Origin of the sequence: Psychrobacter proteolyticus (assembly GCF_038155145.1) — a bacterium.
Lineage (GTDB): Bacteria > Pseudomonadota > Gammaproteobacteria > Pseudomonadales > Moraxellaceae > Psychrobacter > Psychrobacter proteolyticus_B.
The window spans coordinates 497,001-514,583 of the sequence record NZ_JBAKAY010000001.1; the positions used below are offsets into that span (position 1 = coordinate 497,001).

Annotated in this window: 13 protein-coding genes; 5 read left to right on the plus strand and 8 right to left on the minus strand. The window is 43.3% G+C overall.

What is annotated here, in order from left to right; translation table 11 throughout:
* Positions 1-74: 74 nt before the first annotated feature.
* Positions 75-1,328 carry a YeeE/YedE family protein gene (locus V6252_RS01965; protein ID WP_341609050.1) on the minus strand — a complete coding sequence of 418 codons (1,254 nt, stop codon included), beginning with the start codon at positions 1,326-1,328 and terminating at the stop codon, positions 75-77.
* Between the two features lie 712 nt (positions 1,329-2,040).
* Between V6252_RS01965 and V6252_RS01970 the strand changes: the two genes are divergently transcribed.
* From V6252_RS01970 to guaD, 5 genes are all read left to right on the plus strand, one after another.
* Positions 2,041-2,658 carry a flavodoxin family protein gene (locus V6252_RS01970; RefSeq protein ID WP_114701015.1) on the plus strand — a complete coding sequence of 206 codons (618 nt, stop codon included), beginning with the start codon at positions 2,041-2,043 and terminating at the stop codon, positions 2,656-2,658.
* A 942-nt stretch (positions 2,659-3,600) separates the two neighbouring features.
* Positions 3,601-5,319 carry a xanthine dehydrogenase small subunit gene (locus V6252_RS01975; protein ID WP_341609051.1) on the plus strand — a complete coding sequence of 573 codons (1,719 nt, stop codon included), beginning with the start codon at positions 3,601-3,603 and terminating at the stop codon, positions 5,317-5,319.
* 92 nt (positions 5,320-5,411) lie between these two features.
* Positions 5,412-7,985, plus strand: a complete 2,574-nt coding sequence (gene xdhB / locus V6252_RS01980) for a xanthine dehydrogenase molybdopterin binding subunit (protein WP_341609052.1) — start codon at positions 5,412-5,414, stop codon at positions 7,983-7,985.
* Positions 7,978-8,949 (plus strand): XdhC family protein, encoded by a 972-nt coding sequence (locus tag V6252_RS01985; protein ID WP_341609053.1) that lies wholly within the window; start codon positions 7,978-7,980, stop codon positions 8,947-8,949. The genes xdhB and V6252_RS01985 overlap by 8 nt, the downstream gene beginning before the upstream one ends.
* 104 nt (positions 8,950-9,053) lie before the next feature.
* A complete protein-coding gene (gene guaD / locus V6252_RS01990) occupies positions 9,054-10,460 on the plus strand; it encodes a guanine deaminase (RefSeq protein ID WP_341609054.1) in 1,407 nt (468 codons plus the stop codon).
* 125 nt (positions 10,461-10,585) lie between these two features.
* Here guaD and V6252_RS01995 read toward each other — a convergent pair whose 3' ends face one another.
* From V6252_RS01995 to uraD, 7 genes are all read right to left on the minus strand, one after another.
* The gene (locus tag V6252_RS01995; protein ID WP_341609055.1) at positions 10,586-11,380 is read right to left on the minus strand and encodes a DUF5020 family protein; all 795 of its coding nucleotides are present in this window, start codon (positions 11,378-11,380) and stop codon (positions 10,586-10,588) included.
* A 499-nt stretch (positions 11,381-11,879) separates the two neighbouring features.
* Positions 11,880-12,410: an ureidoglycolate lyase gene (locus V6252_RS02000; RefSeq protein WP_341609056.1), complete on the minus strand. Its 531-nt coding sequence runs from the start codon at positions 12,408-12,410 to the stop codon at positions 11,880-11,882.
* Positions 12,410-13,510 (minus strand): allantoicase, encoded by a 1,101-nt coding sequence (gene alc / locus V6252_RS02005; protein ID WP_425355840.1) that lies wholly within the window; start codon positions 13,508-13,510, stop codon positions 12,410-12,412. Before alc ends, V6252_RS02000 begins: the two co-directional genes overlap by 1 nt.
* Positions 13,511-13,659: 149 nt before the next feature.
* The gene (gene puuE, locus V6252_RS02010; protein WP_341609057.1) at positions 13,660-14,640 is read right to left on the minus strand and encodes an allantoinase PuuE; all 981 of its coding nucleotides are present in this window, start codon (positions 14,638-14,640) and stop codon (positions 13,660-13,662) included.
* A gap of 80 nt (positions 14,641-14,720) precedes the next feature.
* Entirely contained in the window at positions 14,721-16,076 is a 1,356-nt protein-coding gene (locus V6252_RS02015; RefSeq protein WP_341609058.1) for a urate hydroxylase PuuD, read from the minus strand.
* Positions 16,077-16,187: 111 nt separating this feature from the next.
* Positions 16,188-16,556: a hydroxyisourate hydrolase gene (gene uraH, locus V6252_RS02020; RefSeq protein ID WP_341609059.1), complete on the minus strand. Its 369-nt coding sequence runs from the start codon at positions 16,554-16,556 to the stop codon at positions 16,188-16,190.
* 65 nt (positions 16,557-16,621) lie between these two features.
* Positions 16,622-17,155 (minus strand): 2-oxo-4-hydroxy-4-carboxy-5-ureidoimidazoline decarboxylase, encoded by a 534-nt coding sequence (gene uraD, locus V6252_RS02025; protein ID WP_341609060.1) that lies wholly within the window; start codon positions 17,153-17,155, stop codon positions 16,622-16,624.
* Between the last annotated feature and the right edge of the window lie 428 nt (positions 17,156-17,583).

Genomic DNA, 17,583 nt, shown 5'->3' on the forward strand with positions numbered 1-17,583 from the left:
TTCTGCTGTTTTTTTATTTAAGTACCGATTAAGTACGGATTAAGTACCAAACCTGCATTGTTACAACATATGTATTAGCAAACGGAGTCGCTAGATTTTGGTACTGACAGGCCAAATAGAGGACGTAAATATAGTGCCAAGAACGTACCTGCCATTGCCAGTATGCCCCAGATATAGCCATGTAAGCTAAAAGAGGCGATACCACCGAAGTAAGCACCGATATTACAACCGAACGCGAGACGTGCGCCATATCCCATCATCAAGCCGCCAATGACTGATGCTGCAAAGTTACCTGCAGTAATCTTAGTAAACTTGAACAAGCCACCCGCAGCAGAGGCGATAAACGCGCCAATGATAATGCCGATATTTAATACAGTGGTTGAGTCAGCAAAGATAGAAGCTTCAAGCGCTGCTGCATTAGCCCCTTGCCAATAGCCCCAGCTAGCCACATCCATGCCAAAGCCGCTTGCAATTTTAGAGCCCCATAATGTAAATGCTGACGTAATGCCCCACGGTTGACCACGTGTAAGTAATGTCAGACCGTTAAGTAAAGCTAAGACGATTGCAGCAGCAAATAGCGGCCAAGAACCACGAAAGATTCGTTTCCAGCCAAACTCAGAAGGTACGGGTGCCATCTTTGGTGCGTTTCTTTTTTTCTCAACGACTAATGTTACCCATGCAATAATGCCGAATATGGCAAGCGACAGTAGCCATGCACCTGTATAACCAAGACCTGTAGAAGTTGCCAAAGAGAAAGGCGCATAAGCGGGCATCTCTTCTGTCCAGAATGGCAAGTGATAAGCACCAATCGTGGCGCCCACTATGAAGAAAATAAAGGTGATGAACATAACAGAGCGTCCACCGCCTACCGCATAGAGCGTACCAGAGGCACAGCCGCCACCAAGCTGCATGCCGATACCAAATACAAATGCGCCTACGACTAGACTAACCCCTAATGGCGCGACATAACCTGCGACAGGACCGCCAAATAGTGTCGTGCCATAAGCAAGGATTGGCGCAAATAGCGTAACAGCAACTGCCAGCATCAGCATGTGAGAGCGCATCGCTTGACCGTTACCTACTGCCATCATACGTCTAAAAGCAGAGGTAAAGCCAAAGCGGGCATGAAAAAGGGTATAGCCTAACAAAAGACCTATGCCAAGTAGCAATGATTGAGAGATATGTTGAGTGGCTAATAGATACGCAAGCACTATTAATCCTACGATGCCACCACCCATAATCAAGGGTTTTTGCGGTGCATTTAGGGCCAGATCATCTCTAATGATAGGATCTTTTGTGTCGTTTACAGGTTGAACGAGAGTAGTCAAGGTAATAGCTTCCTTATCCGATGATGTTATCAGATATCATTTTTATAAGAATTTATATGAGTATAGTTGCGCAGGTTTGCAGAATTGGAAACTGTATTTCTGTTAATTTGTTTAAGCAGTAAGAAGCGTTACATCATAATCCTATTGTCATTAATGTAAATACGAAGTGGTTAGAAAAAGTAGAATTAGTATATGATTATATGGAATAAATGGACTGCTGTGTATATGACCTTATATTAATAGTTGTCTATAGTGCTGATAATTATAGGTTTATTAGTTATTGCAGAGTGGTTTTTACTATTTCAACAGTTAACGCGACTTACCCATTTATATAAAGTATATGTGCTCTAATTAGTCAGACTTTAATAAATAACTTAAAAACAAAATACGTCTGATACAATGGACTTGAATTCAATGAAGGTCGTCGCATATATACTGGTATGTATACGCTGACGTATAGAGACTATGTAATTAAAGACAGTGCAATTAAAGACTATGCGATTGCTCTATCATTATTGATGTTTTTACCAGTTAAATTGACTCAAAGAAACGTTGCTCGGCTCGATTCTATTGTATCGCCTGAAAGCTTAAGAGCTTGAGCTATCGATAAGTACTTATCAGTGAAAGTGAAGTCACTAGCTATCGACTGTGGCTAAGTATCCAATATTTTGTAAGTTTTATATTCAACCAATTATTTATTATTAGAGTACGTATGAATACACCTGCTAAATCGTCTGACACCTCTACACCTACTGATAACGCGCCTAATGTCTCAATCGCCGTTATTTTCCACAGTAATTATGGTCATACCAAGCGTGTCGCTGAGGCGATAGTACAAGGTGCGCATCAGCAATTGCCAGAAGCGCAAGCCAAGGCTGTCGATGTGTATGATGTTGATTGGGATTATTTAGATCAGGCAGATTTGCTGGTTTTTGGTAGTGCAGTGTATATGGGCAGTGTGACGGCTGAATTTAAAACCTTTATGGATGAGACTTCTAAGCGTTGGTATCATCGTAAATGGGAAGGCAAGTGGGCAGCAGCGTTTGCCAATTCAGGCGGTCTGAGCGGTGATAAACTTGCTGTATTGCAGCAGATTTCTCTATATGCGATGCAACATGGTATGAATTGGATTGGTCTGCCATTGATGCCGACAGGTCATGAGGCTCACGACTTAAATCGTCTATCTAGCTTTTTGGGTCTAATGACTCAGTCGCTTGATGGCCCACCTGAAGAGACACCAGGTTCGGGCGATATTGATACTGCTATTTGGTTTGGTGATCATCTGGCCAAAACGATTATTAAGCATCAACCAGCTGATGCTAAGCTATAAAAACAGCTAGAACCGACAGAGCGATCGAATAAAAAAGCAGACATTATTGATGTCTGCTTTTTTTTGCGCCAATTTTTATTGAACGATAAGTGCCATTAAGCGCTAGGCTTTTTATGGAGCAACAAGCTTAGTAGGGGCGGGCTTCACGGGGATAGGACTGTCAACGAATTGAAACGATTGACAACCTCCTACCAGCATCGTTGCTACTAGCAAATAAGTAAAGACAAATGACTTCATAGTAATATCTCAAAAACGATTTTAGCCCAACGATATGTCACGATTATCCATCATTAGAAATAATAGTAGTGAAGAGTCGGGCTTATTTGCAGACATTATATATAAAAATCAGCTGTTCATAGCAGTTTAAAGGCGATACATGTATTTGACACTGTTTTTAAGTATGCTATCTCGCTGTTTATAGTATGGCTTATCTAACGCTTCGTTTGATTTGTCATGTATAAAATTAGAAATATTTATAAAAACAGCGCCTGGTTTTGAGTTGCTGAGCAATGAATAAAATCTACAAAACGTGTAGCTATTTCTTTAGATTGAAGTTATTCACTAATTATTTGCCAACTATTGGATAGTATCTATAGGCATTTTAACGGGTTGTGTTATAAATAAGAATAGTGATAATATGTTTAAAGCTGACCAAATAGTCAAGTATCCTATAGTACGAGTTTTCTAACAAATTTGTTCGATGAATGCTCATATTTGCAACCGATTTACCTGATATAAAAAGTGCGTTGTGCTGATTTTTTTATCTCTTAAGAATGTATTAGCAAACAAAACAGCGAATACTTTAAAAGTTATAAAACAGAATAACCGTACTTAAACGGTTGCCGCATGATGCAAACCAAGTGCTTACGTTCAGCATTTAAGCCGTCAAATTCCTTAAGCCTTATGCTTATCTTCATTATTTTATTTTAGCCGAGTCTTGCTATGATTAGTTTTTACTTAAATGGGAAACGCCACGAGCTAACCCAGCTTAACCCTAATACGACGGTGCTTGAGTATCTACGATTGCACGAAGGCCAAACGGATACGAAGGAAGGCTGTGGTAGTGGTGATTGCGGTGCCTGTACTGTGATGGTTCAGCGCCTGCCTAGTGCTAGCCAGCCAACGCTCAATGATGAAAATGGCGACGAAAAAAATGTGACGCCACCGTTCTATACAGTCAACTCCTGCATTACGCTAGTGTCGCTTATGGATGGTCATCATCTGATGACGGCTTCTTATTTAGCAGATAATCCAGAACATCATCCAGAACGAGCGCTATTGCATCCAGCACAGCAAGCGATGGTTGAATGTCACGGATCACAGTGCGGCTTTTGTACGCCTGGGTTTGTGATGTCGCTGGCTTGTGTTTACGAAAACAATCGTATGCAGACAAGTCAAGAGACAGCAAGTCAGAACGATACCAAGCAATTAAGCTATGATGAGGTGGTTGCTTCAATCTCTGGCAATCTATGCCGCTGTACAGGTTATCGTCCGATTATCGAGGCGGGCCTATTGATGAGTGATATCGGTCAGCAGAGAGAGGCGGAGCATTCAGCGGTGAAAGACTTGACTATCAGTCTAGCCACAGACGCGATGCGTAGTACAAAAGAATCAGCAGTATCTGAAAACGTGCTAGATAACGTCGAATTAAAGAATGAAGAGTCGAAAGCGATTGCCCCTGTAATCAGTGATGCTGGGCGACAGTTATATATGCCCAAGTCACTAGGTGAGCTTAATCAAGTATTAGCAACCAATCCACAGGCAACGATTTGGGCAGGCGGTACGGATTTGGGATTAAGTGTAACCCAGCATTTGGTTGATCACGAGGTCATTATCCAGCTTTCAGGTGTTGAGGCACTAAAGTCATGGTCATTACTTGACGCAAAGTCTGACTCAAGCAATGAAGAGTCAGATAACGAGCAAGCTTCTAACCAATCACTAGTACTGGGCGCTGGCATGAGCTATCAGCAGATGTTACCTGTGCTTGAGCAGTATTTTCCAAGCTTTGCGCAAGTGTTTGAGCGTATCGCCTCTCCACAAATCCGTAATATGGGCACCATCGGCGGCAATATAGCCAACGCATCACCGATTGGTGATTTACCACCGATTTTATTGGCGTTAGATGCGTCAATTCATCTGCGTCATTGCGCGCCTAATCGTGAAGAATCAGGTAACGATTTAGATAATAGCGATTCGATTTATATAGATGAAATCATACCTTTATCAGAATTTTTCTTAGATTATAAAAAGACCAAACTGCAAGCAGGCAGTTACGTAGTCGCTATCCATATTCCTCTGATGCATGACAATCAGCACTTATTTATTCATAAAATTAGCAAACGTTATGAGGATGATATTTCAGCGTGTCTATTGGCGGCGCGAATCGATGTATCAGCAGATGGCATGACGATAGAGAATGCAAAGCTTGGACTTGGTGGCATGGCTGCCATACCGTTATTAGCCACAACCTGTCAGCAAGCGCTTATTGGACAAGCGGCTAAAATTGCGAGTTTTGAGCAAGCAGCACAAGTCTTGTCTGCAGACGTTACGCCTATGACTGATGTCAGAGCCAGCCGTGAATATCGCTCACATGTGGTACAGCGTCTACTGGTGAAGTGCGGTAAGCAGTTGGTAGCAGGTAGACAGACCGAGACTGCTTAACTAGCAAAGTTGTTTGCTAATATCGCCTTATCGTTATATTTGCCAAGAATAAAAGAGCATTAATCAAAGCGTCCTAATAGAAGAGATCCGCCATGAGCCATCATTCGTCCTTATTTGATAGTTATAGTATCCGCCGCGTGCGTCCGCCAAAAAACAAAATTGGCACCTCGGCTAAGCATGACAGTGCGATCAGCCATGTCATGGGGACGGCAACTTATGTGGATGATATTGCAAAACCGCAAGGCACACTACACCTAGCAGTAGGTAAAAGTAGTCATGCTCACGCACGTGTATTGAGTATGGATGTGAGCGCTGTCAGAGATGCGGATGGGGTGGTAGATGTCTTAAGTTTTAAAGATTTGCCGGCGCAGACGGATATCGGTGCCGTGTTTGATGGTGAGCCATTGATGGTAGATGACATCACAGAGTATGTTGGTCAGACGCTATTTGTAGTAGTGGCTACCAGTCATCGTGCTGCCAAAAAAGCGGCTACCAAGGCAGTGGTAGAGTATGAGCCATTGCCAGCAGTACTTAGTATTGATAAAGCGTTAGAGCAAGAGTTGTTTGTACGTCCGAGTCATTTTATGAAGCGTGGTGACGCGGCGACTGCGCTTGAGAACGCACCAATTCGCATTGAAGGTCATATTCATATGCGCGGGCAAGAGCACTTTTATCTCGAAGGACAAGTGTCTTATGTCGTACCTTGTGACGATGGCGGGCTAGAAGTGTATACGTCGTCACAGCATCCAAGCGAAGTACAGCAGTTGGTCGCCGAAGTGACGGACTTGCCATTTCATGCGGTAAACACAGTCGTACGCCGTATGGGTGGCGGTTTCGGTGGTAAAGAAACGCAAGCCGCTGCTTGGGCGTGTCTATGCGGTATCATCGCCAAACGCCATAATGTCCCTGTCAGTATGCGTCTAGATCGCCAAGATGACATGGTGGTGACGGGTAAGCGTCATGAGTTTGCCAACCGTTATGAGGTTGGTTTAGACGAGTCTGGCCGTATATTAGGTGTCGATATGCAACTGGCTGGCTTGTGTGGCTATGCGCCAGATTTGTCTGATGCTATTGTCGATAGAGCGATGTTCCATTGTGATAATGCCTACTATTATCCAGCTGCTCATGTGGCAGGTCATCGCTGTAAGACACATACGGTATCTAATACTGCCTATCGAGGATTTGGTGGTCCGCAAGGTCTGATGACTGCTGAATATATGATGGATCATATTGCCTATACGCTGAGGCAAGATCCATTGCAAGTGCGTTTGGCAAACTTGTATCAAGATGGTCAAAGTACGCATTACGGTCAGACGATTGAGCATTTTGATTTAGCGACTATCATGACCAAGTTGGCAGACGATTGCGATTATGACAATCGCCGTCAGCAAATCCTAGAAGCCAATCAAAAAGCTGCCGCTGAAGGCAGTGACAAACGCTTAGGACTTGCTTTAACGCCAGTAAAATTCGGTATTTCATTTACGGTACAAACGCTCAATCAGGCAGGCGCATTGGTACATATTTATACCGATGGCAGTATCCACCTTAATCATGGTGGTACGGAGATGGGGCAGGGTTTATATATTAAAATCGCCCAAATTGTTGCCAATGAATTTGACGTTGATCTGGATACAGTTAAAGTATCAGCGACACGTACGGATAAAGTGCCTAACACTTCACCAACCGCCGCGTCATCAGGTACCGATATCAATGGTAAGGCGGCTCAAAACGCTTGCTTGAATATCAAAGCGCGTATACTTGAATTTGCTGCTGAGCATTTCGACGTAGCGCAAGAAGACATACGTTTTGAAAAGAACCATGTCTATATTGGCGATAAAGAAACATTGACTTTTGCTGAGATGATTCAACTATCGTACCAGAACCGTATCAGTCTATCGTCTACTGGCTACTACAAAACGCCGAAGATATTTTATGATCGCTCTAAAGCATGGGGACGTCCGTTCTTCTACTTTGCCTTGGGTGCTGCCTGTGCTGAGGTGGAAATTGATACATTGACAGGTGAGTACAAAGTCCTGCGCTGTGATGTGCTGCATGATGCGGGACAATCGATCAACCCTGCCATTGATATTGGCCAGATTGAAGGTGGCTTTGTGCAAGGCATGGGTTGGCTCACAGCAGAAGAGCTAATTTGGAATGACAAAGGTAAGCTCGCATCTGATAGTCCTGCTAATTATAAAATTCCAACCGCGCATGACTTGCCTAAGCAGTGGAATGTCAAATTGTACGATCGCAAAAACGAAGAACAAACGATTTATAACTCTAAAGCCGTTGGCGAGCCGCCGTTTATGTTGGCAGCTAGTGTTTGGTGTGCCCTTAATAATGCAGTGGCTAGCCTTGGTGATTATGAAAAGAATCCAGAGCTGACCATGCCTGCGACGCCAGAAGCGGTTTTAAAAGCAGTCATGCACATGCAAGGCACGTCGTGGGATTTAACAACTAAAGCAGATACAGATACGGTTGATAGTTTAGTAAAAGGCGCAGAAGAGAACAGTGACCTTTACAACGAAAAAGCAATGCCGCAAGACGTACGTCATGCTAAAGACATCGATCCAAAAGAAGTTGAAGGCAAACAAACCGATGACCAGCCTAACGCGATAGAGCATCCAAATGTAGCAGGGGCAAGAGGTCCTGCGCACAGTGAATGAGTCGTTAGCACCGCCAGTCGTTTGGTATGAAGGTCTAGCGCGATATCAGCAGCAAGGCATCGCTCACGTGTTGGCGACGGTCGTAGCCGTAAATGGATCTGCTCCTCGAGCACTACAGGCAAAGATGATCGTCACGCAAGATAGTATCATGGATACGTTAGGCGGCGGCGGCCTAGAGCACGACGTTGTCAATACGGCACGGCAGCTATTGAATGGTGAAATAGCGGCAACGGTATCAAAAGAAGTCAAACCAAAAGTTTATGAAGCTAATGATACAAGCGCGCTAACCCCTTCTAAAGGGGTACGCCGTGATACTGTCTATACTAAGCACTACCCGCTAGGTGCAAAGTTGGCACAGTGTTGCGGCGGTAGCGTCACCGTTATGTTCGAATGCTTCAATGTAACGCCACCGATGTCAGTACTAGTGTTTGGAGCAGGGCATGTGGCATCAGCGCTAATGACCATCCTCGCTGAGCTGCCTTGTCAGGTAGATTGGGTGGACAGTCGCCCAGAGATGTTTAAGCGTTACTTAGTTGATGAATCTACTACTAATCAATCCAAACTTTATAACTTACCAGCGCATATCCGTCCGCATATCGATGATGAGCCTGTAGATTTTTTACGCCCATTTATCGAGCAGGGTGGTCAGCGTTTTATTCTGGTTATGACTCATGATCATAGTGTTGATTTCGAGTTAGTACGGGCAGCATTAGATACTATTTCTGATACTAGCTCGTCTGAGTATCAATGTTCAGATATCTCGACACCTTACGTAGGTTGCATTGCCTCGGCAACCAAAGCCAAGCGTTTTAAAGATCGCTTGATGCAGCGTGGCTACAGTGAGCAACTGGTGAATCAGTTAGTCATGCCAATTGGATTGCAAATTGGCGGCAAAGAGCCGATGGCGGTGGCAGTTTCTATCGTGGCACAACTGTTGCAGCAGTATCATCAGGCCATTTCTTGAACGGTTCACTCCATATAACTTTTATACTTTTTATCAAAACATTAAAACGCTCAGTACTATTTATCAAACTGTTCAGTACTATCAAGCCATTGTGAGATTTACGAATGACCATACATATCTATCAAGCTCGACTGCTGCACTACTTGACCGAAAGCGATCGTACTGAGCGTGCAACCTCTGATCATTCACAGACATTGACTGTTGAACAAGACATAACGTTGCTACCAGTGATTGAAGGTGTACAGGTTTATCCTGAATATATTGTTGATGGTGCGCTTGTCGTAGATGATGTGACAGGGTGCATTGTAGAGTATGGGCATAACGAGACAATATTAGCGAAATATGCTAATACCTCTGAGCAAGTAGAACAGTTAGTAGTCAAGGTGCATGACTATAGTGATAAGCTTATCATGCCAGGCTTTATCGATACCCATGTGCATTATCCGCAAATAGATATGGTTGCTGCTTACGGTGAGCAATTACTTGACTGGCTTAACAATTATACTTTCGTCACCGAGGCCAATTTTGGCGATCCAAAAGTAGCACATGATACGGCGCAGTTCTTCTTAAACCAATTGCTTGCTAATGGTACAACGAGCGCCATGGTGTTTTCTACCAGTCATCCTGAATCAGTGAACGCATTTTTTACGGAAAGCCACAAGCTCAATACTCGTATGATCACAGGTAATGTGCTGATGGATCAAAATGCGCCTGATAATTTGTGTGTGCTTGCTGAGCAGGGCATTCGAGATACCCAAAACATCATTGATAATTGGCATGAGCGCGGCCGCCAACATGTGGCTATTACGCCAAGATTTGCTATTACTTCGACACCCAAGCAACTACAAATGGCAGGTGAGCTGTATGCCAGTTACGAGAGTGTTTATCTGCAGACGCATCTTGCAGAAAATCATGATGAGATTGCGTTTGTGAAACATCTGTATCCCAATCATAAAGGCTATCTCGATGTCTACGATACGATGGGATTACTGGGTCGCCGCACCACCTTGGCACATGGTATTCACCTTGAAATATCTGAGTATGAGCGTCTGCGTGCGACTGGTACGCAGATATCACACTGTCCGACGTCCAATCTGTTTCTGGGTAGTGGACTATTTAATTTACCCAAGACGTTAAGTTATACCGGTGTCAGTATCGCCACTGACGTTGGAGCAGGGACAAGTCTGTCGATGCTGACGACTCTGTCAGAAGCGTATAAAATCCAACAACTACAAAGCAATCAACTATCCGCTCATCAAGGGCTGTACCAAATTACTTTGGGTAATGCCCAGTCGCTATTATTGGACGATAAAATCGGTAACTTTATGCCAAATAAAGAAGCGGATTTTGTGGTCATCGATATGGGTGCAACGGAATTGCTTGAGCGACGTATGGCGCAGACTAAAACACTGGAAGAGCAGTTGTTTGTACTAATGATGCTAGGCGATGATAGAGTAATTGATCAGACAGTCATCGCAGGCGTAAGTCGCTATCGTAAATCAACTTTATAGGTGTAAATAAACGCTGTACCTAAATCAGGAACAAGTGAGATTTCTTTCAGATATAAACAACAAACCCTTGTTCCTATATTGTAGGAACAAGGGTTTATTACTGCCAAGAGAGTTTCTATTGAGTATTAAAAATGGAATTTTACCAATGCACTAGGAGAGTTTTGATTCACGCCATCAACACCGTATTTATTTTTCCAATAACTATACTCCATGCCGACTTCTAAACGGTTATCAATACCGAGCACTTCTTGTAAGTTGTATTTAATTTGCGGATTGATATGAATATTATCTTCAATGTCATCATTATTGAATGAATAATCAATAAAACCATCTACGACGAAATTATTGCGTTCCCAACCATAGGTCAAGGTAATTTGCTGATCATCGTCAGTATTATCATTGAAAGCATGATATAAAGTAGCCGACGCAAACTTCGTACCTGGAATAGGCACATTAAGATCTGCACCAATACCAACCAAATAATTATCTTGGTCAAAGCCAGTGCTGTTCGAACCAAATTCATACGTAGCGGCTAAATTAACCTGCTTGATAAAACTGTCATTAAAAGTTGCTATTTTGAATGTAGGAGACAGCTCGCCATAAGTTTCTCTAAATCTATTGTTTTCAATGTCATCGGCACCTTGGTTTCGATCGACAAAGAAGAACACGCCGCCCCAGTCATGCGCAGAGGCATGCTCTAATGTAACGGTCGTTAGCTCTCCGTCTTCTACGAGTTCGTAGTCATCACCGTAAAGTACGGAGACACTCGTATCAGTAAAGAAGGTCTTAGCATGGATGCTAGACATACTACCTAAAGCAGCGATAGCAACAGCTGCTATTGATAATGGTTTGAGTAAAGCTAGCTTTTGGCTAGATGAATTGGTATGACAGGATAAGCTTGTTAATAAATCAAAACGCAAAATATGACCCCTTTATGTATAATTGATTGTTGATTGCCCCAAAACTGCATCGTTACTATTTGCTAGTAAACAAACTATTAATCCAATGCTCGTTAGACAACGGTTGGTTGATAGCGCTTAAATGCTTACTACTAAAGAGCATTCAATAACTGTGCCACAAATGACCTAGAGAGCTGTCATCTACAGAGTCGTCTAATTTTTAGTCTTATTAGCCATTAATAAGGGTAGAAATAAGCAAAATAGTCCTTAACTGTTCTCAAATGAGAGAGCCAATTTCCGTACATTTAAATATATGTGGCAAACAATGTTTTTCGAAGGATCAGATGCGTCATGAAAGCACCAAAATGGATATCCATGTGCCCCAAATTGGGTCGTCTGACGGGCTTTAATCAATTGATAGGTATATGATTTAATAACTCAATAAACATAAAAAAGCCAGCTAATAGACATTAGCTGGCTTTAAGTTTGTACATGTCGGATGCGACTATTTTTTATTCAGTTAACTGCATTCGCCTTTTAACTCAATAGACACATGCCAATCTGTGATATCAATCTCATGGCAGTTATTACCCTCGCCATTGATACGATCTATAACTAAGAAATCACTGTCACGGCCAAGCGCGAGTAGAGGGTGATGCCAGACATTAGCATCGTACTGTACACCTTGGTGAGATTTCGCATAAAACACTACTAGGTCATCAGGCGATTGCGGCGGCACACCAGCTTTGGCAACTACGATGATATAGTCTTGGCCTTCCATAGATACAAACGCCTGTGTCCCAAGCGGATGGTATTCCATGACCGAAAGGGCAATCGGATTCTCACGCTTTTTGGCGCGAAAGATACTCATGCCAACTGAGCCACCGTCTAGTTTACTTTCGGCAAGTGCATGATGACGAACCGCATAGCCATTGTTGATCTCATAAGTATTGTCAGCGGTTTGCTCATCAATACTATAGCGCTGGATGACCGAGCCATAGGGGGCAAAGTTTGCCTTAGTCAAAGGCTTGGCCGTTAGAGTGACACTCATTATTTTGCCTCTTTGCTATCAATATCAGTACCAGTGTCAGTATTAGCCTCAGCAATTTTTCCATACACGCGTACACGGCTGATACCACCATCTGGAAAAATATTAACCCGAATATGAGTGATAGGCTGGTCTATCTGAAGCTTGTCTTTACTAAAAGTATGAACGTCGTCAGCGTTGGTTTTTTGTGGTTCAAGTAAGGTTTCCCAAAACATACTCTGAGTCACTAAAGTTTGCTCTGGTGTATTTGGTGAGTAGACGGCTTGGATCGAGACTTTATCAGGGTAATTGCCTTTAAAATGGGCAGTATCTATCTCGATAGCGTCAACGATACCTGCTTGACCTAGCGCGATAATGCACCAGTCATTGCCTGGCTCACGGCGACGACGAGTCTCCCAACCATCACCCATGTTAGGCGCTTTAGTTGGTAGTAGTAAATTACTAGCCGCACCAAAGTGCGCATCGTTACTGGCAATGGCACGACCACCATTTAATGCACCCGCCAAGTCAAGTGTCTCATCTTGTGTATTTAGGCTGGCATCAAGTTGAATATCACCATAGACACGTAGTCGGGCAACGCCGCCATCTGGATAAATGTTTAAACGAATATGGGTGACCGTTTGCTCATGATCAATCTCGACAAGCTCATGATTGTGACCTTGAAGCGGGGTCATACCTACTAGCGCCTGCCAGTTTTTATTGTCCCAATCTTCTTTGCTTAGACTGGTAAGTTCAGCTTCATCTTGCTGCAGTAGCTCTGGTGCGTACAAGGCATCGACGCTAGCTGAAGAGGGGAAGTTACCCGTGAAGTGACTGGTATCAATATCTAGACCAGAAATTTTGGTTGGGCGAGCAAGCTGGATAACTAAATAATCGTAACCCAAATGGCGCTTGCGACGTGTTTCCCAGCCGTCCATCCATTTACCGTTGTCATCGAATTTGCCTACGATAAAGATAGGCGCATCAGGATTTAGAATACGGCTTTTATCCGCAAAAAAATCATCCGTTGCAAATAGCGCTTTTGCCCCTAAACGACTGTCGGCCACGTTTGATTTTTTGGCAAATGCTGGCAGGGTATCAGGTAGATTATTTGCGGAGATAATTTGTCCAACTTCTGAAGTATTTTGACTCACAATGATTCCTTTTTTAATAATGATGTTTATTAATAACGTATGGCTTATTTTATCTATTAATCTATGCCAATTCGTACGCGCTCAGCTAAGTAGAACGAGTACTAGGACGATAGCCTAGCTTACATCCAGTTAGCAGTGCTATCCGGCGTAGCAGGATGATTTTCGTACCAGTGCTTGGCGATTTCATCACGGCGGCATATCCATACGTCGGGCTTATTGGTGATATATTGCAAAAACTGCTTTAACGCTCTAATGCGTCCTGCACGCCCAATAATGCGACAATGCAAGCCAATAGTCAGCATTTTAGGAGTGTGTGCGCCTTCTTCGTATAAGGTGTCAAAGCTGTCTTTTAGATATTGGTAAAATGGTTCAGCATGGGTGAATCCTGGGCTAGAAGAAAAGCGCATGTCATTGGTCTCTAGGCTATAAGGTATGACCAAATGTGGTTTGCGCGTGATCATATTGCCATCTTGGACCTTTACATTGAGCCAATATGGTAGCTCATCACCGTACGAGTCAGAGTCATAGATATAGCTACCTTGTTCAGCAACCAGTTCACGAGTATTTGGGCTATCACGTCCTGTATACCAACCGAGAGGTTGGCCGCCTAGCATACGTTTAAATATTTGGGTGGCACAGCGAATGTGTTCGCGTTCCGTCTCACGGTACATGTCTTGATAGGTAATCCAGCGTAAGCCATGACTGGCAATTTCATGACCGTCTTCTAATACACGCTCAATAATATGTGGGGTCTTTTCAGCAGCGGCGGCACAGGTAAAGGTGGTGATAGGAATACCATATTCTTTGAATACATCTAATACACGCCACACGCCGACACGGCTACCGTATTCGAATGCAGATTCAATAGACTGGTGACGGTTGTTAAATTCTGGTGTGCCTAAGATATCAGACAAGAAACGCTCTGATTGACCATCGCCATGGATGACGCTATTTTCTGCACCTTCTTCGATGTTTAATACAAATTGTACGGCGATTTTTGCGCCACCTGGCCAGTTCGCTTTTGGTGGATTGCCAGCGTAGCCTTTTAGGTCGCGGGGATACGTACTGATATCAAAGTCACTGGTAATTTTTTTGCTCATTATCTATATTCCTATATCGCTTAGAGCCTTGAATATTTATTAAAATATTGCTCGTAAAGGACAGTTATTTTTATCAAAAATTAAAGTGATGATGCATATGCTACGAGCTGTTGGCGCTCGGCATCCGTCAACTGAGTAATATTACCAAGCGGCATATAGCCCGTTTGTACCGCAGTGACGATTTTCGCTTTATGAATTTTTAGGTCTTCTGGTGTCTGCAAAATAATTCCTGCTGGCGGCGCGGCAAAGCCTTGCTGTGTTGGCTGCACAGCATGACAGGTGCTACAGCGCGTATGCACGACATCCATCATAGCGTCATCTGCTGATGCGCTCACGGGTACGGCTTCAGCAGTAGCTGCATCAGTGCTAACACTATTAGTAGCACTACTATTAGAACTGTTATTAGCGTTAGTAACGGTATCAGTGCTTGAGTCAGTAGTCGTGCTTGTAGCTGGCGAAGTGCCATTAGTTGTCGTAGGTGCTACTGAGGCAGTAGCAGGCATTGCAGGTGCTGGCTCAATAGGCTCAGGTCGCATCCAGATAATTAATAATACAGTTAATACAGCTGGAATAACCAAATAGCGTGGTTTCTTATGACCCAAATGCTTTTGGTTAAAGTAATGACGGGCAGTCGCGGTAATGATACCGACGAAGACCAATACCAACCAACCTTTCTCATGAGCATACATCATTGGGTAATGGTTGCTGATCATGGTAAAGATGAGCGGTAGGGTAAAATAGTTATTCATTAGTGAGCGATTTTTGGCTTGTAAAGCCAATTCAGCCACTTCTTTACCCGGTTTTTCACCGCGCCGTACACAGTCAACGAGTGCGCGCTGAGCCGGCATAATACCGAAGAATACGTTACCTACCATCACCGTGCCCAAGATGGCACCGATATGTATAAATGAGGCGCGATCACTAAACAGCTGATAAGAACCCCAGCTCGCGATGACCAGTAAGATAAAAATCAGCGTACTAAAGATAAACGCATTTTTACCCAAATGACTGCGTACGATAACTTCGTAAATGAAGTAACTACCAAATAAGAAAAGCAAGCTGGTGGCAATGGCACCGATACTAGTAAACGGCACTTTGCTTGGGTCGATCAGGTAGGCAGTTGCATTGGCATAATAGACGATAGACATCATCGCCGCACCCGTCAGCCAAGTGGTATAAGCTTCCCATTTAAACCAATGTAGCGTTTTTGGCATCTCTTCTGGTTCGAGTTTGTATTTGGCAATCTCATAAAACCCGCCGCCATGGACGGCCCAAAGATCACCCGAAATGCCTTTGTCTGTTTTCCACTGTGGCGGTTTGCGTAGGCTTAGATCTAGCCACACAAAATAAAACGATGCACCAATCCATGCTACCCCAGCGATAACATGAAACCATCGGAAAAATAAACTCAACCATTCGAGAAGATAGGCGCCCATGTAATAAATGTCCTTTAATATGACAGTGTCTTAATAAAATGTCTTGGTAATTTCTTTTGATAGTATTTCTTGAAAACTAAAAACAAAGCAGAGAGCTAAACAACGCCAAAGCTATGATCCGCGATAAGTGCTATAACCGTGCGCACTAAGCAGGAGCGGTACGTGATAATGATTGGCATCGTTTACCACAAAGTCGATAACCACTTGCGGATAAAATGCTGTCAGCTGCTGAGCATCAAAATAAGACTGAGTATCGAACGTTACGGTATAGCGGCCAATATTTAGCTGACGGTCAGTACTATCGATGGCTGTATCAAACTGCCAAGCGTCTGGTATGACACGGCCATCACTATTGGTTGTGCCATGTGCCAATAATGTGGCGACACCATTGTCTTGTACGCGGTGTAAGGTAACGGCGACATCAGCCGCAGGTGTGCCAAGATGAGTGTCTAAGATATGTGATGATAGGGTGGCAGACATAATGCTTCCTTTAAATTTGTGAAAAATATAAATCGGGTGAAAATGCTAGTCTAACTCTGCGACTACTATTTGCTTGTCTCAGCATTACCTAGCAATTTAGTTAAACGTAGACGCGTAATTTTATTCTGTTCAGCGGCTGCGTTAGCTAGTTCAGTAGCACTATTATTAGGCAGGCGCGCTAATAGCAGATCTAGCATTTGCTGCGCGCTTTTACCCGTTGCAAAGACAATAAAAATAAAACCAAATTTATCGAGATAGTCTCGATTGCCTTTGGCAAGTGCTTCGAGCACCTCATCTGCTGCATCGTTAGCGCCTGATTGTTCGTGTGCAGCGCTACTTTGTGTGTTGCGGTATTTTTCTTTTAGAGATGCCACGTTGCCGATTTGCGGATGCCCATCAAATGCTTCTAATAAGTTAGCCTCATCATTTCGTACTTTATTCCAGATAGCGTCGCTACTTGTTAGCAGTGCGTCAACGTCTGCAAAAGGGCGGGCGTCTGCAAGTTTATAGGCCCAGCTTTTACTGGTGCAACAAGTCAATAATTGGGCGATGGCGACTTCTTGTGATAGGTCGTTAAATTGCGCTAAGGTTAAGCTCACGATGACATCCTTTTCTAATATGACAACCCGTTATCTGTATCGGGCGATAAATGTTTGATAGAGGTTTATACCTTATGATTATTTGCATAAACTTATAGGTATAAGCAGTAATTTTGATAAGTAGCGGTTGCTTCAGCTTCATAGATGATTTGATTAAGCTAGCAGCTATTAATTGGCTTGAAAACAAAAGCTGATAATCTATGTGTTCGTAGTCAGCCCTTTGGTGCTTATATACGCTTTGCGTAATTTCAAGTTATAGTGAACTGACAATATGAAACAGATTTGCTAAGGAAACACTGATATTTTAGCCGTCCAAAACGTCTGGCAAGAGGCAATTAATGACGGCGTAATTGATTTACAGTTCCCATTTTGCTAAAACCTGACTAATTGGTCAACTGTTTTATGCGAAATATTTTTATTTAACAGGT

Coding starts and splice junctions, on each gene's coding strand:
- V6252_RS02000 (WP_341609056.1), bottom strand. CDS start 12,410: ATGAGTGTCACTCTAACGGCCAAGCCTTTGACTAAGGCAAACTTTGCC.
- uraH (WP_341609059.1), bottom strand. CDS start 16,556: ATGTCTGCCACCCTATCATCACATATCTTAGACACTCATCTTGGCACA.
- xdhB (WP_341609052.1), top strand. CDS start 5,412: ATGAGCCATCATTCGTCCTTATTTGATAGTTATAGTATCCGCCGCGTG.
- V6252_RS01970 (WP_114701015.1), top strand. CDS start 2,041: ATGAATACACCTGCTAAATCGTCTGACACCTCTACACCTACTGATAAC.
- V6252_RS01975 (WP_341609051.1), top strand. CDS start 3,601: ATGATTAGTTTTTACTTAAATGGGAAACGCCACGAGCTAACCCAGCTT.
- puuE (WP_341609057.1), bottom strand. CDS start 14,640: ATGAGCAAAAAAATTACCAGTGACTTTGATATCAGTACGTATCCCCGC.
- V6252_RS02015 (WP_341609058.1), bottom strand. CDS start 16,076: ATGGGCGCCTATCTTCTCGAATGGTTGAGTTTATTTTTCCGATGGTTT.
- guaD (WP_341609054.1), top strand. CDS start 9,054: ATGACCATACATATCTATCAAGCTCGACTGCTGCACTACTTGACCGAA.